This window comes from Janthinobacterium sp. PAMC25594, from assembly GCF_019443505.1.
Classification (GTDB): Bacteria; Pseudomonadota; Gammaproteobacteria; order Burkholderiales; family Burkholderiaceae_D; genus Janthinobacterium.
This window is the reverse complement of the sequence record NZ_CP080377.1, coordinates 2471994-2491897: the sequence shown is the minus strand read 5'-3', so window position 1 is coordinate 2491897 and position 19904 is coordinate 2471994. Positions and strand designations below refer to the sequence as shown.

The following is a 19904-nucleotide window of genomic DNA, read 5'->3' as shown; positions in this document are numbered from 1 at the left end:
CAGTGTTCCCGGAGAATGGACAGAGACAGAGGTAACCAGTACAGCGCATGAGCACAGCCATTTATACCCATCCCGATTGTCAGCGCCATGAAATGGGCGACTGGCACCCTGAATCGCCGGCCCGCTTGCAGGCCATCAACGATCAATTGATCCTCGCGCATATCAGCGACCTGGTCGAGCACCGCGACGGCGTGCGCGCGCAATTGTCCGATATCGAGCGCAACCACAGTGCCACGGCCATCGGCCTGGTGCGCGACAATGTGCCGTCCGAGGGCGACTACTATCCGCTCGACGGCGACACCTTGCTCAACGCGCACAGCTACGAGGCCGCCCTGGCGGCGGCAGGCTCGGCCGTGACTGCCACGGACGCCGTCATCGATGGCGAGATTAGCAACGCCTTTTGCGCGATCCGACCGCCCGGCCACCATGCGCGGCCCAGCGAGCCCATGGGTTTCTGCCTGTTCAACAATGTCGCCATCGCCGCCAAGCATGCGCTCGACGTGCGCGGCCTTGACAGAGTCGCCATCGTCGACTTTGACGTGCATCATGGCAATGGCACGGCCGAATCCGTGGCAAACGATCCACGCATCCTGATGGTGAGTTTTTTCCAGCACCCGTTTTATCCATACAGCGATGTCGAGTCCTATACGGATACGCGCGTCAACGTGCCCGTGCCGGCCCGCTCGAAGGGCGATGCCGTGCGCCAGCTGGTGCTCGACCACTGGCTGCCGGCACTGCACCGGCAGCAGCCGCAGATGATTTTCATTTCCGCCGGTTTCGATGCCCACCGCGAAGACGATGTGGGCGGCATGGGCCTGGTGGAGGCTGACTACACGTGGCTGACGCAGCAAATGATGGCCGTGGCGAATCAGTATGGCAAGGGCCGCATCGTCAGCTGCCTCGAAGGGGGCTACAACCTGTCGTCGCTGGGCCGCAGCGTGGCGGCGCATGTGAAGGCGCTGGCGGAGCTGTAACGGCGCAGCGAACTACAGCAAGCTGGGACGGCTGCTGGAATTGGTGTGGCGGTGGGTCTGGTAGTCGAGCGCGTCGCCGGCCATGAAGCGGCGCCAGGCTTGCGTGTAGACGAGCGATGATTTCTCCGCGTCGAAGCTGTCGAGCTGGAGCATGTCGCGGTGGTGCTTGATTTCATTGACCAATTGGTCATACAGCATTTGCAAGCCATAGCTGTCGGCGCTCTGGCGTTTCAGGCGCTCTTCCAGCTGCGCCACTTGGCCCTGCAACTGCCGGCATTCCCTCTTCCAGTCATTGCGCGGCATGCGCTTGGGCGCCATGCCAGTGTGTTCCATCATCATATCGACCTATCCCCATCGCGTATCTCCCTGCACCTGGCGGAGCCAGCCTGGAAATAATTGCTTTTCATTTAAGAGGCGATATTAGAGCATACTTTTTTATTACTTACAGTAAATATAAAAATCCTTGTGGAAATATTTGACCCGGCTTCCCGGGTGCGTATCACTCGCGCTGCGTTGCCTTCAAGGGCGCAGTGGGGGCGGCTCCGGCCATGTGGCCGTCGTCGGCGTAAGTGATGGTCAGCAGGGTGTCGTCTTCCCAGCTTTGGTCATGCAGCGGCGGCACGTAGCGCTGGCGGTCTTGCGTGACGCGGATGTCCAGCGTGCGCTCGCCCGAGCGCGCCTGCACGGCGGCGAGGCTGCGCGGCACGGGATACAGCACGTGGATCAGCGACGAGTGGCACGGTCCGCCCGCCAGGCGGAACAGGTTGCGCCGCATAAACGGCAGCTGGTCCTGTTCGACGGCCCAGCGGATTTCGCATTCCAGGCGCAAGTCGCCCAGGCGGCGCACGTTCGCGGGCAGTCCCGGCGTATGGATGTCGGCGCGCCAGCGCAGGGTGTCGCGCTTCTTGTTGCTGACCAGGTCGGCATTCGCATCGTAGGCCGTCTTGTCGCGCGTCAAGGTGAAGCCGCCATCGGCCGCCAGGGGCACGGGGATCGACAGGTTGTCGGCCGACAGGTGCAAGGTCACGCCATCGAGCCTGGCCTGGGGCGTGGCGGGAACCAGCATGAAGCGCAGCGGCGCGCCCGGCGCCAGGCGCTGGTGGTCGGCATACGCGTCGAGTCCCTTGAGCATGGTGCGGTAGGGGCGCAAGTCAGGATCGCGCGTGCCTTGCACGTCGACAACCTGCTGCATTTCCTGGCTGACCGTGTCGCCAGGCGCCGCCGTTTGTTCCTGGGCCATGGCGGGCAGCAGGCAGGCGCAGAGGGGAGCGAGGAGGAGGAAACGGGGAAGATGCATGGAATGCGTATCAGGTTAAGCGTGCAATGGGGAAGCCGGCCACGCTGGACGGACTGCGGATATTATCATTCAAGTAACTGCCAAATTATCACCAATTGTCTCGTTCGCGTCGCACGGCTGGCGCTGGCGGCGGAAAATGGGACGTCGTGGCGGCAACCACGTAAAATAGCGGATTGACTGAACGAACTGAAGGCAAGAGCATGGCGATACAATGGTACCCAGGACACATGAACGCGGCCCGCAAGAAAGCGGCCGAGACCATGGAGAACACCGACCTGGTGATTGAAGTGGTGGACGCGCGCCTGCCGGCAGCCAGCTGCAATCCCATGGTGGACGAGTTGCGCCTGTTCCGCCAGCGCCCTTGCCTGAAGATCCTCAACAAGACCGACCTGGCCGATCCCGCCGCCACGGCCGCCTGGGTGGCGTATTTCAATGCCCAGGAGGGCGTGACCGCGTACGCGATGACGACCAAGAAGCCGGGCGACGTGGCGCGCATCCCTGACCTGGCCAAGTCCCTGACGCCGCACCGCGGCGTGCCGACGAAACCGCTGCGCATCATGATCATGGGCATCCCCAACGTGGGCAAGTCGACCCTGATGAACGCGCTGCTGAAAAAGCGCGTGGCCAAGGTGGGCGACGAACCGGCCGTCACAAAAATGCAGCAAAAGCTGTACCTGGACAAGAACACCATCCTCGTCGACACGCCCGGCATGCTGTGGCCGAAGATCGCCATCCCCAGCGATGGCCTGATGCTGGCGGCCAGCCACGCCATCGGCTCGAACGCGCTGATCGAAGAAGAAGTAGCCGTGTTCCTGGCCGAGGAATTGCTCAAGCGCTATCCGGACTTGCTGACGGCCCGCTATGGCACCAAGATTGGTGAAGTCGACGCCATCGGCGTGGTCGAAGGCATTGCCGCCAAGCGCGGCTTCCGCATCAAGGGCGGCGACTACGATTTCGAGAAAGCGTCGCATACCCTGCTGCTCGACTACCGCAGCGGCATCCTCGGTCGTATCTCGCTGGAAACGCCGGATACGCGCGCGGCCCTGCTGGCCCAGCACGCGGCCGAGATGGCGGAAAAAGCGGCCATAGCGGCAGCGATTGCCGCTGAAAAGGCGAAAAATGCGGCGCGCGGCAAGCGCGGCACCTGATTCAAGTTATATCCATGCAAAAAGCGCCGCGACATTGCTGTCGCGGCGCTTTTTTTATGCGCTGGCGGATTATCCGAATTTGAAACTGGTGACCGCCAGCGCCCCAAAAAAATCCTCCTCGTGGTACACCACGTGCGCCGCTTCCTGCTCGGCCGCACCGAGCGCCACCATCAGCGGCAGCAGATGGTCTTCCTGCGGATGGGCCTGGCGCGCGCCCGGCGCCTGGTCCCAGGCCAGCAACTGTTGCAGCCGTTGTGCCGGCGGCAAGGCCATCGTCTGGCGCAGCCAGGCGTCGAACTGATGCGAAGCGACGGCGCCCGCCTGGCCGAACTGGCGCAGGTTGTGATAACTGAGGCCACTGCCCAGTATCAGCACACCTTGCCGGCGCAGGCCGGCCAGCGCGCGGCCCACCTCGACGTGTGTCAGCGGGTCGTAGCCGTGTTTCAGCGACAGCTGCACCAGCGGCACGTCCGCCTGCGGGTAGATGGGGAACAGGGCGCTGAAGGTGCCGTGGTCGAAACCGCGCTCGTGGTCCAGGCGCGCCGGGTGGCCGGCCGCGTCGAGTAACTGTTTTACCTGCGCCGCCAGTTCCGGCGCGCCCGGTGCCGGGTACTGAATTTGATACGTGTGCGGCGGAAAGCCCGAATAATCGTAGATCATGCCCGGCTGCGGGCTGGCCGAAACGAGGAACTGCGGCCCTTCCCAGTGCGCCGTGACGACCAGCACGGCTTTCGGGCGCGCGCCGATCTGGCGCGGGATATCCTGCAATGATGCTTCCAGCACGTCGTAGCGGTCGCCGAACTAGTCTTTCATGAACGGCCACGGGCCGCCGCCGTGCGACAGGAAATAGGTGGGGAAGGTGTGCTCTTGCATGGCGGCTCCGGAGTGAAATGACTGATGCTATCGATGATAGTCATGCGCGGTCAGTTGATCAAGATCGCTATTATTGATATATCATTTCCATTTTGTTGATGATGGGATGGTCATGGATACCTTGCGCAGCATGCGCGTGTTTCGCGCCGTGGTGGAACTGGACAGCTTCGTGCGCGCCAGCGAGCGCCTCGATCTGTCGCCGGCCATGGTCAGCAAGCACGTGATGCACCTGGAGCGCCACCTGGGCGCGCGCTTGCTGAACCGCAGCAGCCGCCATCTGAGCCTGACGGAAATCGGCAAGGTGTATTTTGAACAGTGCCGCGACATGCTCGACAATCTCGATGAAGTGGAAGCGACCGTGGGCCGCACGACGGTGGTGCCGCGCGGCATGTTGCGCCTGAGCGCGCCCGTCTGGTTCGCCAACGCCATCTTTACGCGCACCCTGGTGGCTTACCGCGAGCGCTTCCCGGAAGTGACGTTTGACATCGACTTGAGTGGCAGGGTGGTCAATCTGGTGGAAGAGGGTTTCGACCTGGCCCTGCGCGTCAGCCAGGCACCGTCGCCGAGCCTGATCGCGCGCCCCATCGGCAGCATCGCCTTTCACCTGGTGGCCGCGCCCGCCTACCTGGCGCGGGCGGGCCACCCTGTGGCGCCGCAGGATCTGGCGCAACACGCCATGATCAGCTATTCGCTGTTGTCAAATGGCAATGAATTGACGTTTGACGGCCCGCAGGGGCACGAGACGGTGAAGTTTACGCCCGTGCTGCAATGTAATAACGAAAGCCTGCTGCATGCGGCCGCGCTCGACGGCATGGGCATCGCCCTGCTGCCGTCGTGGCAAACGGATGCGGACCTGGCGGCGGGGCGGCTGGTGCGTCTCTTCGACGATTTCAAGCTGGCGGGCGGCAGCGTGTACGCCGTCTACACGAGCCGCCGCTACCTGTCCTCGAAAGTGCGCACCTTCATCGACTTCCTGGCCGATGAAGGGCGCCTGGGCAGCTGACGGCCCCGGCGCCGCGCGCCGTGCGTATAATGATTCGCTTTTGCCATCCTCCTGCTACCGTGCGTCCGCGCCCCGGTAGCGCACCCAGCTTTCCGCCATGATGCCTGCCCCTTTCGCCCTGACCATCGCCACGCGCACCTTGCTGCTGTGCGCCATGGTCATGCCTGCGTACGCGCAGGACGGCGTGGATGGTGGCGCGGCCGGCGTCACGCATGGCGACCTGTCCGCCGAGCTGGCGCAGGGCGGCCAGCACAGCGTGCGCGGTGCCCTGTCGCGCGACCACGGCGGCATGTCGCTCGATGTGGCCATCGATGAGTTGCGCAATGGTAATTACCGCGATGGCAGCGTGTTTCACCAGCGCGGCTTCAACGGCGGCGCGGAATGGAAGCTGCGCCAGGGCCGTTTTGGCTTCAGCGCCGACCAGCTGAACCAGGACACCCGCTATCCCGCGCCCGAGGCGCCGTTCCTGGCCTTGCTGGCGGCCCGCCCGGAAGACCTGTACCGCTATGAAGTGCGGCGCGCCAGCGCTTTCGTGCAGCGCTACGTGGGCAATGTCGAGCTGGGCGTGGAACTGTCGCAGCGGGAAAAGCGCGCCACGGCCCAGTATGCGGGCGAGGATGGCAGCAGCGAATCGCGGTACAGCAGCCGCCGCCGGCAACTGGCGCCCCGCGTGCGCCATTACGGCAAGGTGGGCGGCGTGGGCACGGATACGGAAGTGGGCCTGGACCTGATGCAGTGGGAGCGGCGTTCGGGCCGCGATGGCGATGGACGGCGCCGGCAGTATTCGCGCGCGCTGCTGCTGCGCGAAGAGCTGGCGTTCGGCGGCATATATGCGCCGCGTCTGCTGCTGGGCTTGCGGCATGAACAGTTCCAGCTCGATCCGGCCGACATGCCCGCCGGCGGCAGCGACTGGGAAAACCAGAACGCCTGGGACGTGCAGGGCAGTTTGCAGCTGCGCCCGCAACTGAGCGTGTACGCCAAGGCCGCGCGCAGCTACCGCATCGATGACGATGGCTATACCCGCGCCGGCTACCGTCCGCTGGCGGGACAGCTGCGGCGCGAAACGGAAGTGGGCGCCACCTTCGGCGACGCGGCGCGCAGCGCTTCCGTGCGCGTGTTCAGCGAGCGCCTGAGCAACCAGATCGTCTTCGACCAGAACCTGGGCCAGCTGGGCTTTGCGGGCAACCTCGACCCCTCGCGCCGCGACGGCATCGCCATCGAGGCCAGCATGGCGCTGGCGCGCGACTGGCGCCTTGACGCTCAGCTGCGGCAAGTGCATGCGCGCTATGACGACTACACTTACGACGGCCCGGACATCGCCCTCGTGCCCAAGACCCTGGCCAGCCTGCGCCTGTACTGGACGGGGCAGGCCGGCGCGAGTGCCGACGTGGGCGTGCTATGGCAGCGCGCCCTGCGCTATGGCCCCGATTTCGCCAGCAGCTGCCTGGCGCAAGTGCCCGCATTCGCCACCGTGGACGGGCGCTACGTGCGCAAGCTGGGCGCCTGGGAGCTGGAACTGGCCGGCAGCAACCTGGCCAACCGCCGCCATTACGGCGATGCGCCTGGTTGCCATTCCAGCATTTACCTCAACGATGCGCGCCAGCTGCGCGTGTCGGCGCGCTACCATTTCTGAGACAGAGGCGCAGCGGGGCTTAAATGCGGCTTAAGCGTGCGCAAAGCGGGGCGATAAACTCGGCTTTTTTCCGCCCGGGCTGCATCGATCGGCGCAAAAAGTGGTAATCTCACTCCGTTCACGACCACTTTATGAAGAAGGATTATTATGCGTTTTCTGCGTTTTCTGCGTTTCTTGCGTCCCCTGCTTGCCGCCGTCAGCCTGGTGGCGGCCACCGGCGGCGCCATGGCGGCCGATACCGGCTTTACCACGCTCCCGACGCCAGTGCGCACGGACACGGGCAAGAAGGTGGAAGTGGTCGAGTACTTCATGTATTCCTGCCCGCACTGCTACGCGCTCGATCCGCTGATGCACGACTGGGTCAAGAAACAGGGCGACAAGATCGCCTTCCGCCGCATCCACCTGGCCTTCTCCGGCCCGAAAGACCCGCAGGCGCACGCGTATGCCACGCTGGAAGCGATGGGCCAGCTGGACCAGTTCCATGACAAGATCTTCCGTGCCATCCACGTCGAGCGCAACCGCCTGAACCGCGATGACGCCATCCTCGACTTGCTGGTCAAGAACGGCATCGACAAGGCCAAATACCTGGACATGTTCAATTCGTTCGGCGTGCAGACCAAGCTGAAACGCAACGAGCAGCTGATCGTCGCCAGCAAGATCGACAGCGCGCCGACCATCGTCATCGACGGCCGCTTCGTCACGTCGCCGTCGCAATTGTCGCGTCCGGGCCAATCCGAGCCGCAGACCCAGGCGGCGACCCTGCGCGTGATGGATGAACTGGTGGCGCGCACCCTGAAAGAGCGCGCTCCCGCGCCAGCGAAGAAGTAAGCGGCGAGCGCCATGAAACAGCTGCCCTGGACCTTGTGCGTACTGGCCCTCGCCCTCGTGGCGTGGCTGGCGCTTGCCGTCGTCAGCGTGGAAAACCAGCGCAACGCGCTGGTGACCAAGGCGTGCGTGGACCCCGCGTTCAAGAACGAGGTCGATGCGAAATGCCTGGCGTCCGTGCAGTCGCGCGAGCACTGGTGGCAGCATCTAGGCTATGCCATGACGCATTTCCGAAACTGAATGCGTTTGCACGAAAAACCCGCCGCGCGCGGGTTTTTTTGTGGTTGCATGCAGGTATTGCTGCCGAACCCATGAAGCAAAGAGCCGGGGTCAGACCCGACGGGTCTGACCCCAGGTTGAGGCCAGCACATGAATTAAATGAAACGAGGTGCAACGATGAAGGAAGTGATCCTGATTACCGGCAGCAGCCGCGGCATCGGCGCGGCGACGGCGCAGCTGGCGGCGCGCCAGGGCTATGCCGTCTGCATCAATTATGTGCGCGATGCGCAGGCGGCGGAGGATCTGTGCGCGCGCATCGTCGCTGGCGGCGGCGAAGCGATTGCCGTGCAGGCCGACGTGGGCGACGAAGCGGACGTGGCGCGCTTGTTCGATGCAGTCGATGCGCGCCTGGGCATGCTCACGGCGCTGGTCAACAATGTGGGCGTGCTGGAGCAGAAATGCCGGCTGGCCGACATTTCCGTGCGGCGCCTGGAACGCGTGCTGCGCACCAACGTGATCAGTTATTTCCTGTGCTGCCAGCAGGCCGTGCGGCGCATGTCGACGGCCAACGGCGGGCAGGGCGGGCGCATCGTGAACGTCTCGTCGGTGGCCGCGCGCATCGGCTCGCCGGGCGAATACATCGATTACGCGGCCTCGAAAGGCGCCGTCGATACCCTGACCCTCGGGCTGGCGAAGGAAGTGGCGGCCGAAGGCATCCGCGTCAATGGCGTGCGGCCCGGCATCATCCATACGGACATCCACGCGTCTGGCGGCGAACCGGGACGGGTGGCGCGCCTGGCGTCCGGCGTGCCCATGCAGCGGGGCGGCCAGCCGGAAGAAATCGCCGACGCCATCCTGTACCTGCTGGGGCCGCGGGCAAGCTATGTGACGGGCAGCATCCTCGACGTGGCCGGCGGCCGTTAGGCCTTGTGCGGCGCGGCCGACGCCGCCTTGGCCGGCGCCGAATGGGGCGTGATCACCACGGTGCAGGTGGTGCCGGCCACCAGGACCTGGTTCCTGTCTTGCTCGTCGATGTGGATGCGCACGGGCACGCGCTGCGCCAGGCGCACCCAGTTGAAGGTGGGATTGACGTCGGCCAGCAGTTCGCGGCCCGTGGCGGCGTCGCGGTCGGTGATGCCGCGTGCGATGCTCTCGATGTGGCCATGCAGGGTGCCGCCGCTCATCAGATTCATTTCCGCCTTGTCGTCCTGCGCCAGCATGCCCAGCTTGGTCTCTTCAAAGTAGCCGACGACGTAATACGAGGCGCTGTCGATGACGGCCAGCTTGGGGGCGCCGACGGCGGCGAAATCGCCCTTGTGCACGTTCAGGTTCGTCACGTAGCCGCTGACGGGGGCGCGCACGGTAGTGCGTTCCAGGTTCAGTTGCGCCAGCGCGCGCGCGGCCACGGCGGCCTGCACTTGCGACGAGGCCGAGCTGGCGGCGTAGGCCGCGCTTTCGCGGCTTTCCGTCGAGATGATGCTGGCGTCAAGGCCTGCGCGGCGCTGCGCTTCCTTGCCGCGGCGGCCCATTTCCGTTTTTTGCGCGGCCAGCACGGCGTCGGCCTGCGCCAGCGCGCTGGCATAGCGTTCCTTGTCGACGACGAACAGCACGTCGCCCTTTTGCACCACCTGGTTGTCGCGCACCAGCACGTCCGTGACGGTGCCGGCCACGTCGGCGCTGATGTTGACGATGTCGGCCTTGATGCGGCCGTCGCGCGTCCACGGCGACTCCATGTAGCGGTCCCAGACGGTCTTGCCTATCCACAGGGCGGCAGCCAGGAGCAGCACGGTGATTGCATAGCGGGTCAGTTTGCTTACCATGTCGGCAGCCTTTCCTTGATTGGGTTGAACATTTTTTTTATTCGAAGGTTATTTGTACAGCGATAAAGCCAGCGCGCCGAAGATGGCGATGAAGATGCACAGCCGCGCCAGCGACGGGTGCCACACCATGCGGTACACGCCCAGCCAGCCCAGCACGCGGTCGAGCAGGGTTTGCAGGCCGATGCTGAGGATGAACAGGGGCAGCAGGGTAGGAATCAGAATTCCGAACAGGGCGAATTCACGCGGCATGGTGGTCTCCGGCGCCAGGCGCCATATGGTCGAGTAATGAGGTGTAGATCGAATGCAGGTCGGCCAATGCCGTCTGCAGGCGGGCGCTGCGTTCGGCTGTCGCATCGGCTTGCGTTTGCGCCGCGCGCACCACGGCGCCCGCCTGCAGGGTGGCGGCCAGCGCCGCCTGCAGTGCCGTGTCGCTGCGCGTGCGCAGCCAGCCGGCGATGTGCTCCACGCACTGCTGCAGCGCGTGGCGCGTGGCGCCCGGGCGGGCGGTCGCGATCAGTTCGCGCAGTTCGATCACGGAATGGCCGATTTCCAGCAGGGTCAAGGCCTGGCGCACGACGGCGCGCGTGGCCTCGCCCGGCGCCGGTCCGGCCGCCGCATTGAGCTGGCTGAGCAAGTCGCGCACGCGGTTGTCGAAACGATGCTTGACTCTTCGCGCGGGCGCCGTGCACGCATGCAGCGCTTCGCGCCACAGGGCGCGGCCGATGTGGTCCTTGTGGCCCATCGTGTGCTCGGGCAGCAGCACGGCAAACACGAGGGCAGCCAGCATCAGGCCGACGATCAGCGCCATGCCCGTGTTCAAAAAGGCTGCGCCATCGACATGCATCACGTTCGTCGGCGCCATCTGCGTGATGAAGGTCGACACGCCCAGGCCGACGCCCAGCTTGGCGGGATTGGTCATCAGGTACAGGCCGACGGCGAGGAACGGCGCAAAACTCAGTACCAGCATGGGGAAGCCGTCGCCGTGCACCAGCACGAAATACACGCAGACGAGCGATAGCGGCATGGCGATCAAAAAGCCCGTCAGCACTTGCCGGATCATCATGATGGGGCGCGGCGAGGACGAGGCCAGCGCGCAGAACACGGCCGCCATCAGCATCGCCGTGCTGGCGTAGGGCCAGGCGAGGAAGTAGGCGCCCAGCGCCAGCAGGGCCAGGCTGATGGCCGCGCGCGCGCCGCTGGCGATGACCAGCGCGGGCGGCGTCTTCGGCGCATACGCCTGCGGCGTGCTGACGTCGAGCGGCGTGTCATGCACGAGGCTGAAATACACTTCGTGAAAGCGGCTCATGTCGCGCGCGAAGCGCTCGAGCAACTCGCAGACGGTGTCGAAGTCGATGCGCTGCGCATGCACGATGGTCGCGCTATCGATGTCCGCGCGCGCCTGCGCCAGCGCCGCTTGCAGGTGCCGCTGCATGGTGTCGAGCGAGTCTTGCGAAGGCGTCGCTTGCAGCGCCTCGGCGACGATGGCGTACAGGGGCGCGCACGCCTGCATGACCTGGGTTTCGCCATCGCGCTGCAGGCGGTCGAACAGGCGGTGAAAGGTATAGAAGGTGGTCAGCGCCGTCATGAAGGTGGCGTTGAAGGCGTGCAGTTTGCGGTTTTGCGCGCGCACGTGACCCACTTTGCTGGTCACTTCGAACAGCGCGGCCGAGCGGCCCAGTTCCAGCGCCGCCACGTCGGCGGCAAACTGCAAATGCGTCAATTCCACCTGCGCCGGCGTGAGCTTTTGCTGCAGCACGTCATGGCAAAAGGTGAGGAACTTGCCATAGCGCGCCTGCACCGAGCGCATCACCTGTGTGCCCTGGTGGCGCGGCAGCAGCACGCTGGAGACGACGGCCGAGCAGATGATGCCCAGGCCCACTTCGGCCACGCGCGTGACGGCCAGCGAGAACACCTGCATCGGCTGCTCGATGGCGGGCAGCACGATCATGCAGGCCGTGTAGCCGGCCAGCACGTACACATACGATTGCGCGTTGCGGTGCAGGGCCGAGCCGCTCGTGCACAGGCCCACCCACAGGGCCAGGCCGGCGAACAGCAGCACGGGCTGCTGCGGGAACAGGCCGATCAGGGTCAGCGCGGCCAGGCAGCCCAGCAGGGTGCCGCACAGGCGATAAAAGCTTTTTTCCAGCACCATGCCGCTGCTGGGCAGGGCCAGGATGATGGTGGTGGTCATCGCCGTGCTGGGCGAATCGAGTCCCAGGCGGTAGGCCAGCCACAGCGCGCAGAACGCGGCGATGAGGGTCTTGCCGACGTAGATCCAGCGTTCGCCTTCCGTCTTGCGCCAGTCCTGCAGCGCCAGCGCCAGCCAGTGGGCCGCCCGGCTCAGGGGGCCATATGTAGGTGTTGTGGCTGGCGTCATCGATAGGCTATCAGTTCTGGTTGTTGAGATTATTCAGGTTGCGCAACTGGCGCACGTACAGCTTGTCGAGCACTTGCAGCTCTTCTTCCGTAAAACCCTCGTACAGGGCCGAGGTTTCCTGGTACACGTCGGGCAGCGCCGTTTCGATCAGCGCGCGGCCCTTGTCGGTCAGCGAGATCATCACCGAGCGGCGGTCGCCGGGGCGCGTGCCGCGGTGGATCAGGCCCCGCGTTTCCAGGTCGTTGCAGACGCGCGTCAGGTTGGCCGGCTTTTCATGGCACGCCATGCCCAGGGTGCAGGCGTTCGAGGTTTCGTCATCCGTGCCGTACAGCACGGCCAGCACCATGTAGCTGGCATCGACCAGGTCGTGCTTTTTCAGCGCAGCATTGGTCAAGTCCTTCATGCCTTTTTGAATGTGGTACGTCATGCGCAACAGGCGCATCAGTTCCATGGGGAAGCCTGGCATGCGCGTGCGGATGTTTTGCAGCCGCTTGGAGGTGGCGTCAAAAGCGGTCATGGCATATTCCTTCATGTGTGAATAAAGTTCCGATTGTATCTTGTTGAGCTAGTGCAATACCAGGATTGCAAGCCTAGATGCCGCCTCCTAATGCATTCATCAAGGAAACGTACAGATCGAGTTCGCGCGCTCCATTTTGCGCCTGCTGCTGTTCTTCCGCCAGCAGCGCCACTTGCGTGTTGAGCATGGCGATGGCGTCGCTCATGCCCGCCTTGTAGGCCTTTTCCGCCAGGTCGCGCGCGCGCTGCGCCGTGGCCAGCGCCTGCACGGTCAACTGGTGCTGTTTGGCCAGCGACTGGGCGCGGGTGACGGCGTTGGCCACATCCGACATGGCGTTGATGACGGTGGCGTTGTACTGTTCCACGGCGCCGTCGTACACGGCCGTCTGGCTGCCCAGCTGGGCGCGCAAACGGGCGCCGGCAAAGATGGGCAGGCTCAGCGCGGGAGAGGCGCCGCGGATGTCCGAGTTAGCATCCAGAAAATGGCTGAAACCGAAGGCCTGGAAGCCGGCAAAGGCCACCAGGTTGACGTTCGGGTAGAACTCGGCTTTGGCAGAGTCGATGCGCTGCGCCGCCGCTTCGACTCGCCAGCGCTGGGCGGCGATGTCGGGACGGCGGCCGATCAGGTCGGCCGGCAGGGCGGCGGGAATGGCCAGCGGCTGGTCCAGGCGCAGCACGGGGCGCGTGAGCGCCGCACCGGCGGCCGGACCCTTGCCCGCCAGGGCCGCCAGCTGGTTGCGCAGCAGGGCCAGCGACTCGGCCGACTGTTCCAGCTGGCGCCGGCCCGCCGGCAGGGTGGTTTCGATCTGCGCCACGTCAATATCGGTGCCGATGCCGGCGGCCTTGCGCTGGCGCGTGATGTCGAGGATGCGGGCGCGCTGCGCCAGGCTGCGTTCGATCACGTCCTGCAGCTGGAATTCATACGACAGCTGGATGTAGGTGCGCACCAGCGCCGTTTCCAGGGCCAGGCGGGCCATCTGCGATTCGGCTGACGCCATCTGCACGTCGCCCAGCGCGGCGGACAGGGCGGCGCGGTTGCGGCCCCACAGGTCCAGGTCGTACGAGGCCGTGACGGTGGCCTGGTTGCGCCAGGCGTAGTTGCCGGCCAGCGGCGCCGGCGTGCTGCCGTGCTGCGAATACAGTTCGCGGTTGATGGAGACGGATGCATCGGCCTGCGGGCGGGTCTTGTCTTCCGCCGCGCCGGCCAGCGCCTCGGCCTGGCGCACGCGCGCCTGGGCGCCGCGCAGGGTGGGGCTGTCGGCCAGCGCCTGCTCCATCAAACGGTTCAATTGGGGATCGTGCAAGTCTTGCCACCATTGCGCGCGCGGCCATTGTATGGCGGCGCTGGCGGCGGCATCCATGGCCTGGCTCGCTTTCAGCTTGTTGGCGTCGAGCATGGCCGATTGCGGCGCGATATGGCCCATGTCGGCGCAAGCGCTCAAGGCAAGGATCAGACTGGCGGCAAGCAAACGGCGGTGCAGGGACATGCAGGGACTCCGGGAGAGATAGTGTTGGGGGTGTTGCTGGGGTATCACAGCTCGCCGCGGTGAGCTTCGGGAGTGGCCCGAGTGCTGCGCCGCAACTGAGATGTTTTGCTGATTGACTGAAACCGGCTGACTGGTTTCTTATTTCACGACGTGCTTGGTGGTTTGCGCGACATCAAAGTCCGCTTCCGTTTGCGGGATCAGGCCAGCCTTGCGGGCGGCGTAGAACTCGGCCATGACTTGCTCGCGCGTCACCTTGCTGGCGGCGGTGGCCGGCATTTTCGGGTAGTCGACTTCGCTGGTGGCGATTTCGCCGGCGTTGCGGGCACGGACGTATTCGGCCGTGACGTCGGCGCGTGTGAGTTGCTGGCTGGCAGCGGCAGGCGCGGCGCTTTGGGCGAAAGCCGAGGTGGCGGTGGTGATGGCAAACAATGCTGCGATGAGTGATTTGGCTTGCATGATAAAACTCCAATATGTGCATGATGGCTGGGTGGATGGGCCGGATCGCCACGTACCGGTCGGTTCGGTGGCAAGGCGCTGGTGGGCGCCGTGCCGCCGATGAAGCAATTTCTGGATGAGAAGATGCTTACTTGAATTAACTATATCAATGAATAGTACATTTGTGAAGTACTTTCTGAAAATAGTTGTGCGATGCCGCATTTCCCCGGGGAGGTGCCGTGCAGGCGTGCGCCGCTGGTCAGGCCAGGGGAGTAAGCTGGTTTTTTTGTTAACGGGAGTCAGCCATGAGCAGCAGCACACTCGATCCGGACAATTTGCCCGTCACGCCCGACCGCGTGCTGGGCAGCGGCCATGGCAAGGGAGCGCTGGGGCCCAGCGACAGTTCCGACAGCGGCAGTGACATGCAGGGCGTGCCTGGCCAGGATGCGGAAGAGCTCGATAACGACAGCGATGCGGCCGGCACGGGCGAGCGGGCCGGCGTGGAACCGCACACCGCGTCACCCGATGGCGGCGACATCGATGTCGACCATGTGGAAAGCCTGGCGCCCGTGCCGCCGGCAGAGGAGGGCGAAGGGGAATTGCCGCCACGAATTACCGCCCCTCCTGCGCCATCAGCGTAAAATGCGGGCAAGGCGGCGTGCGCGCCGCCATGGCCAGCCGGCCGGCACAGGATAGGATGTCAGAGGATGCAAACGCAGATGTCGGAAGAGAAAGAAAAAGACGTGATGTCGATGTACCGCGAGACGCGGCCGCGCGAGTTTTTTGGCGAAAAAAGTAATACCAATCACCTGGCCTGGAGTGTGCTGGTGGTGTTGCTGGCGCTGGCGTTCTGGCTTGTCGTGGCCCTGGCGGCGGCGGAAAACCAGCGTTATGCGCTGGAAACGAAGGCGTGCCAGGATCGCGTCTTCCCTGCGGAAATCGACACGTCTTGCCTGAAGCAGGTCAAGTCGCGCGATCACTGGTGGCAGCATGTGGGCCATGCACTGGTGCGCATGGGCGCCTGAGCCGGGCGTGAGCTGGCCGCCGCCGCGGGTGCCGCCGCGGCGATAGGGTTGATAGGGTGATGGAGCGATAGTGCGGGAGGTGCCATGCCACGCGATCACTCGCGCGAGCAGCCGCAATGGCTGCTGGCGCGCCACAGTGCCTTGACGGCGCGCCAGTTGCTGCGCGCCTATGGTTTGCTATGCCTGTTTTCTCTGGTCATTGCCGCCGCCTTTGCGCTGCGCGGTCTCTGGATCATTCCCGTCTTTTCGTTCGCCGAACTGGGCCTGGTGGCCATCGCCTTGCTGCATTACCTGCGCCATGCGCGCGACTATGAGCACATCGCCCTGCGCGACGGCGAGCTGATCATCGAACAGGTCAGCGCCGGCCACTGCCGGCGCCACCACTTTTCTCCGTGGCGCACGCGCATCGCTATGCCGCAAGGGCCGCGCCAGTTGATACACATCAAGGATAGCGGCGCTGGCGGCGCGCAGGTGGACGTGGGCGTGTACGCCACGCCCGAACGGCGCCGGCAGGTGGCGCAGGAATTGCTGGCCCTGCTGCCACCGCCCATGTCGCCGCCAGCGCCACTTTGAACGCCTTACACGGCCCGCGACGGGCCTTCCCACAGATTGATATGGCCTTCGCGCGCCTGTACGTCGATGGCGGCCAGCTCGTCGGAAGTGAACGACAACTGCTGCAGCGCGGCCACGTTTTCGCGGATTTGCGCGCTGCTGCTCGCGCCGATCAGGGTCGAGGTGACTCTTGCATCGCGCAGCACCCAGGCCAGCGCCATTTGCGCCAGCGTTTGCCCCCGCTGCGCGGCGATCTGGTTCAGCGCGCGTACGCGGGCCAGGTTTTCCGCGCTCAGGTGTTTTTGCAACAGCGAGCCGCCGCCGGGGCGGTTGACGCGCGCATCCTGCGGCACGCCGTCCAGGTATTTGTCGCTGAGTAAACCCTGCGCCAGCGCCGTGAACGTGATGCAGCCCATGCCTTGCTCTTGCAGGGTATCGAGCAAGCCGTCTTCCTCGATCCAGCGGTTGAGCATATTGTAGGCCGGCTGGTGGATCAGACACGGCACTTTCCACTCTTTCAGCAGGGCGGCCGCCTCGGCCGTCTTTTGCGGCGAATACGACGACAGGCCCACGTACAGGGCCTTGCCCTGCTGCACGGCGGTGGCCAGCGCGCCCATGGTTTCTTCCAGCGGCGTGTCGGCGTCGTAGCGGTGCGAGTAAAAGATGTCGACGTAATCGAGGCCCAGGCGCCGCAAGCTCTGGTCCAGGCTGGCCAGCACGTATTTGCGCGAGCCGCCGCCCTGGCCGTACGGACCGGGCCACATGTCCCAGCCCGCCTTGGTGGAAATGATCAGTTCATCGCGGTACGGTAAAAAATCGTCGCGCAGCAATTTGCCGAAATTGCTTTCCGCGCTGCCATACGGCGGGCCGTAGTTATTCGCCAGGTCGAAATGCGTGATGCCCAGGTCAAACGCGGTGCGCAGCATGTCGCGCTGCGACGCCAGATTGTTGCTGTCGCCAAAGTTGTGCCAGAGGCCCAGCGACAGCAGCGGCAGTTTCAACCCGCTGCGCCCGCATGTGCGGTATGGCATGCTGTCGTAGCGGTTCTCGGCGGCGTGGTAGGTCATGGCATCTCCTTGTCAATGAATCGCCTATTTTGGCGCAAAATCAAGGTGTGCGTGCGTGCGCCTTGCGCGCGGCGGGACGCGCCTTACAATGGGCGTTCAGGAATCTCGCAAGGAGCGGTCATGGAAATCGAATTGAAATTGCTGCTGGCGCCGCAAGACGCCCTTCGTCTGCGCGCCCACCCGCTGCTGGCGCAGACTGCGCAAGGTGAGGTGCAGGTGCTGCAGATGCACGATATCTATGTCGATACGCCCGATTTACAGCTATGCCGCCACCATGCCGGCTTGCGCGTGCGCCAGGTGGACGGACACTGGGTGCAAACCCTGAAGGCGGGCGGCAGCGTCAACGGCGGCTTGCACAGCCGCCACGAATGGGAGGGCGACGTGCCGGGGCCGCGGCCGGATCTCGCCGCGCTCGACTCGGCCATCGGCCGCAAGCAGCCGATCCGCGCGCTGCTGCGCCAGGACACTGTCCGCGACGCCTTGCAGCCCGTGTTTACCACGCGCATCGAGCGCACCGTATGGCAGCTGCGCACGCCACAGGGCGACCAGATCGAATGCGTGCTGGACCAGGGTGTCATTGAAAGCGGTGCGGACGGTGCCGATGGTGCCATACGCAGCGTGCCCGTCAGCGAGATCGAACTGGAGTTGAAGCAGGGGCAAGCCTCCAGCCTGTTCGACGTGGCGCTGGCGCTGCTGCAGGAAGTGCCGCTGCAGCTGGGCCACATGAGCAAGGCGGAACGCGGTTACCGTCTCGCGGCGTCGCAGCCTCTGCAGGCGGTCAAGGCGCAGCCGCTGGCGCTGGACGCGGCGATGTCGGTGGAGCAGGTGTTCCTGGCCATCACCGGCAATTGCCTGGAACAGGTCAGCGGCAACCAGGATGGCGTGGCGGCCGGCGAGGATGTGGAAAGCGTGCACCAGATGCGCGTGGGACTGCGCCGTCTGCGCTCGGCGCTGGGCATGTTCAAGTCCCTGCTGGCGCTGCCGGATGCCCTGAAGGGCGAACTCGACTGGCTGGGCGGCGCGCTGGGCGAGGCGCGCGACTGGGATGTGCTCGCTGGCAATACCCTGGCGCGGCTCGATGGCGAGGCGCAGGCCGATGCGGCGGCGCTGGCCGAGGCGGCGCACGCGCAGGCGCGCCTCAAGCACCAACAAGCGGCCCAGGCCGTTACCTCGGCGCGCTACACGGCTTGCATGCTGGGTGTGCAGCGCTGGCTGCAGGCGCGCGCCTGGCGCGACGGTTGCTCCATGCGCCAATTACGGCGCCTGGACGCGCGCGTGTCGCCGTTTGCCCGTGCTACCCTGCGCAAGGACCAGCGCCGCCTGATGAAGCGCGGCAAGCGCCTGCTGCATGCCACGCCGCAGCAGCGCCACCAGGTGCGCATCGCCGCCAAGAAGACGCGGTATGCGACGGAATTTTTTGCCTCGCTGTTTGCGGGCGGGGCCGTGAAGCCGTATGTGGGGCGGCTGTCGGCGTTGCAGGATGAACTGGGCTGGCTCAACGATGTGCAGGTGGCCGACCGGCTGCTGCTGCAATTGCCCGAAGTTCAGACTGGCCAGGCCGACCAGGCTGATCAGTCCGCCCAGGACGGGCTGCGGCTGCACGCGGCCTTCATCCGCGGCTATCTGGCGGCGCGCGCGCAGGCGGAAGGCAGCGATGGCCGCATGCACAAGGCCTGGCGGCGCTTCAAGGCGGCCCGCTTGCCGGCCTGAGCCTGGTCTAGGCCAGCGGACGTTGCAACTGGCGCTCGAGGATGGCCAGCGGCGACTTGTAGGGCGCGGCCATGGCGCGCACGGGCAGCAGCCAGGTTTGCTCCAGCGCATGCTGTCCCCGCAGGGCCGCGTGCGATACCGCGTCGCTGAAGACGATCCATGTCTGGCCCGGCGCGAACGCATGCGTTTGCTGCTCCACCTGCGCCTGGTAATCGAGATCGGCCTTCATGGCGTCGTGCAGCTGCAGCATGTAGTGATCGTAGGCCGTGCGCCGCGACTTCGTGATGCGCAGCCATTGCAGCAGCGCCGCCAGCACGGGTTGCGGACGCTTCGCGACGGGTAAGAAATGCCGCGCCACCTGCTCGAATGGCGCGCCCAGTTTCCACACGCGGGGAGCGTCGCGCGGGTGGATGTTGGTGAAGACGCGCAGGATGCACCGGCCTTGCGTGGGTGCGGAGGGAAAGCTGTCGACATGCAGGCGCGTATCGTCCTTGCGCCAGGAGGTCGCCCGGCCGGCGATTTCCACGGGGCGAAAGCTGCCCTTGCCTTGCTGCAGATGGGGAGCATAGCCAGGCAGCAAGCCGGCCAGCAAGCGCTGCGTGTGCCCCGCATAGCGCTGCATCAGCGCGGCCAGCAGGGACGCATCGCAGGCATCGCCGTGGCCGCGCACGCCACGCGCCGCTTCCCAGCTGATGTTCTTGGCGCTGCTGGCGCTACCCACAGCGCCGTCGAGCAGGGCATGCTCGTCCTGTCGCAGGGGAAAGCCCAGGGCGGGCAGCAGCACGATTTGCCCGTCTTCGAGTGCCCGCAGCGCCGCCGCCTGCTGCGCCGCGCTGCCGCTGGCGTCCCAGTGGCGCAGGGGAATGTCGATGAGTTTGCTCATGGCGCAAACGGGAAAGAAATCGGAGCGGTCAGTATGGGCGCTTGCCGCCCGCTTGCGTTT

22 protein-coding genes are annotated in these 19904 nt (G+C 65.2%); 11 read left to right on the top strand and 11 right to left on the bottom strand.

From position 1 onward, the window contains the following. Positions 1-47 precede the first annotated feature (47 nt). The gene (locus KY494_RS11210; protein ID WP_096234313.1) at positions 48-974 is read left to right on the top strand and encodes a histone deacetylase family protein; all 927 of its coding nucleotides are present in this window, start codon (positions 48-50) and stop codon (positions 972-974) included. A 12-nt stretch (positions 975-986) separates the two neighbouring features. Here the strand turns inward: KY494_RS11210 and KY494_RS11205 are convergent, their stop codons facing one another. Beyond that, positions 987-1313 carry a hypothetical protein gene (locus KY494_RS11205; protein WP_219890979.1) on the bottom strand — a complete coding sequence of 109 codons (327 nt, stop codon included), beginning with the start codon at positions 1311-1313 and terminating at the stop codon, positions 987-989. Positions 1314-1473: 160 nt separating this feature from the next. Then, on the bottom strand, positions 1474-2271 hold the full coding sequence (locus tag KY494_RS11200) for a hypothetical protein (RefSeq protein ID WP_219890978.1): 798 nt from the start codon (positions 2269-2271) through the stop codon (positions 1474-1476). Positions 2272-2498: 227 nt separating this feature from the next. On the opposite strand from KY494_RS11200, the gene ylqF reads away from it, so the two are divergent. Then, positions 2499-3419 carry a ribosome biogenesis GTPase YlqF gene (gene ylqF, locus KY494_RS11195; RefSeq protein ID WP_258194925.1) on the top strand — a complete coding sequence of 307 codons (921 nt, stop codon included), beginning with the start codon at positions 2499-2501 and terminating at the stop codon, positions 3417-3419. 69 nt (positions 3420-3488) lie between these two features. Here the strand turns inward: ylqF and KY494_RS11190 are convergent, their stop codons facing one another. Continuing rightward, positions 3489-4202 (bottom strand): class III extradiol ring-cleavage dioxygenase, encoded by a 714-nt coding sequence (locus KY494_RS11190; protein WP_258194802.1) that lies wholly within the window; start codon positions 4200-4202, stop codon positions 3489-3491. A 202-nt stretch (positions 4203-4404) separates the two neighbouring features. Here KY494_RS11190 and KY494_RS11185 point away from each other — a divergent pair, with 202 nt between their 5' ends. The 5 genes from KY494_RS11185 to KY494_RS11165 all read left to right on the top strand — a co-directional run bounded on the left by KY494_RS11185 (position 4405) and on the right by KY494_RS11165 (position 8896). Continuing rightward, positions 4405-5295 (top strand): LysR family transcriptional regulator, encoded by an 891-nt coding sequence (locus KY494_RS11185; RefSeq protein WP_219890976.1) that lies wholly within the window; start codon positions 4405-4407, stop codon positions 5293-5295. Positions 5296-5392: 97 nt separating this feature from the next. After that, positions 5393-6928: a TonB-dependent receptor gene (locus tag KY494_RS11180; protein ID WP_219133294.1), complete on the top strand. Its 1536-nt coding sequence runs from the start codon at positions 5393-5395 to the stop codon at positions 6926-6928. A 147-nt stretch (positions 6929-7075) separates the two neighbouring features. Then, complete coding sequence (locus KY494_RS11175; protein WP_308836432.1) at positions 7076-7756, top strand: thiol:disulfide interchange protein DsbA/DsbL; 681 nt, start codon at positions 7076-7078, stop codon at positions 7754-7756. A gap of 12 nt (positions 7757-7768) precedes the next feature. Then, positions 7769-7993, top strand: coding sequence for a hypothetical protein (locus KY494_RS11170; RefSeq protein ID WP_219890975.1), 225 nt, complete (start codon positions 7769-7771; stop codon positions 7991-7993). Between the two features lie 156 nt (positions 7994-8149). Further along, entirely contained in the window at positions 8150-8896 is a 747-nt protein-coding gene (locus KY494_RS11165; protein WP_219891567.1) for an SDR family oxidoreductase, read from the top strand. Here KY494_RS11165 and KY494_RS11160 read toward each other — a convergent pair. The 6 genes from KY494_RS11160 to KY494_RS11135 form a co-directional block, all read right to left on the bottom strand. After that, positions 8893-9792: an efflux RND transporter periplasmic adaptor subunit gene (locus tag KY494_RS11160; protein WP_219890974.1), complete on the bottom strand. Its 900-nt coding sequence runs from the start codon at positions 9790-9792 to the stop codon at positions 8893-8895. The two genes, KY494_RS11165 and KY494_RS11160, sit on opposite strands and share 4 nt — an antisense overlap. Before the next feature lie 48 nt (positions 9793-9840). Beyond that, positions 9841-10041 carry a DUF1656 domain-containing protein gene (locus KY494_RS11155; protein ID WP_070224633.1) on the bottom strand — a complete coding sequence of 67 codons (201 nt, stop codon included), beginning with the start codon at positions 10039-10041 and terminating at the stop codon, positions 9841-9843. Continuing rightward, positions 10031-12169, bottom strand: a complete 2139-nt coding sequence (locus tag KY494_RS11150) for an FUSC family protein (RefSeq protein WP_258194801.1) — start codon at positions 12167-12169, stop codon at positions 10031-10033. Before KY494_RS11150 ends, KY494_RS11155 begins: the two co-directional genes overlap by 11 nt. 10 nt (positions 12170-12179) lie before the next feature. After that, on the bottom strand, positions 12180-12686 hold the full coding sequence (locus KY494_RS11145) for a MarR family winged helix-turn-helix transcriptional regulator (protein ID WP_152259113.1): 507 nt from the start codon (positions 12684-12686) through the stop codon (positions 12180-12182). 73 nt (positions 12687-12759) lie between these two features. Continuing rightward, positions 12760-14172: an efflux transporter outer membrane subunit gene (locus tag KY494_RS11140; RefSeq protein ID WP_219890973.1), complete on the bottom strand. Its 1413-nt coding sequence runs from the start codon at positions 14170-14172 to the stop codon at positions 12760-12762. Positions 14173-14310: 138 nt separating this feature from the next. Beyond that, complete coding sequence (locus tag KY494_RS11135) at positions 14311-14628, bottom strand: DUF4148 domain-containing protein (protein ID WP_219890972.1); 318 nt, start codon at positions 14626-14628, stop codon at positions 14311-14313. Between the two features lie 284 nt (positions 14629-14912). Between KY494_RS11135 and KY494_RS11130 the strand changes: the two genes are divergently transcribed. The 3 genes from KY494_RS11130 to KY494_RS11120 all read left to right on the top strand — a co-directional run bounded on the left by KY494_RS11130 (position 14913) and on the right by KY494_RS11120 (position 16205). Beyond that, positions 14913-15248 (top strand): hypothetical protein, encoded by a 336-nt coding sequence (locus KY494_RS11130; protein ID WP_219133308.1) that lies wholly within the window; start codon positions 14913-14915, stop codon positions 15246-15248. 66 nt (positions 15249-15314) lie between these two features. Continuing rightward, on the top strand, positions 15315-15632 hold the full coding sequence (locus KY494_RS11125; RefSeq protein WP_219133310.1) for a hypothetical protein: 318 nt from the start codon (positions 15315-15317) through the stop codon (positions 15630-15632). Positions 15633-15716: 84 nt separating this feature from the next. Beyond that, on the top strand, positions 15717-16205 hold the full coding sequence (locus KY494_RS11120; protein WP_219133312.1) for a DUF2244 domain-containing protein: 489 nt from the start codon (positions 15717-15719) through the stop codon (positions 16203-16205). Between the two features lie 5 nt (positions 16206-16210). Here the strand turns inward: KY494_RS11120 and mgrA are convergent, their stop codons facing one another. Continuing rightward, the gene (gene mgrA, locus KY494_RS11115) at positions 16211-17251 is read right to left on the bottom strand and encodes an L-glyceraldehyde 3-phosphate reductase (protein ID WP_219890971.1); all 1041 of its coding nucleotides are present in this window, start codon (positions 17249-17251) and stop codon (positions 16211-16213) included. A 120-nt stretch (positions 17252-17371) separates the two neighbouring features. On the opposite strand from mgrA, the gene KY494_RS11110 reads away from it, so the two are divergent. Next, the gene (locus KY494_RS11110) at positions 17372-18961 is read left to right on the top strand and encodes a CYTH and CHAD domain-containing protein (protein ID WP_219890970.1); all 1590 of its coding nucleotides are present in this window, start codon (positions 17372-17374) and stop codon (positions 18959-18961) included. Positions 18962-18968: 7 nt separating this feature from the next. On the opposite strand, the gene KY494_RS11105 is transcribed toward KY494_RS11110, so the two are convergent. Then, on the bottom strand, positions 18969-19844 hold the full coding sequence (locus KY494_RS11105; protein WP_219890969.1) for a Kdo hydroxylase family protein: 876 nt from the start codon (positions 19842-19844) through the stop codon (positions 18969-18971). Between the last annotated feature and the right edge of the window lie 60 nt (positions 19845-19904).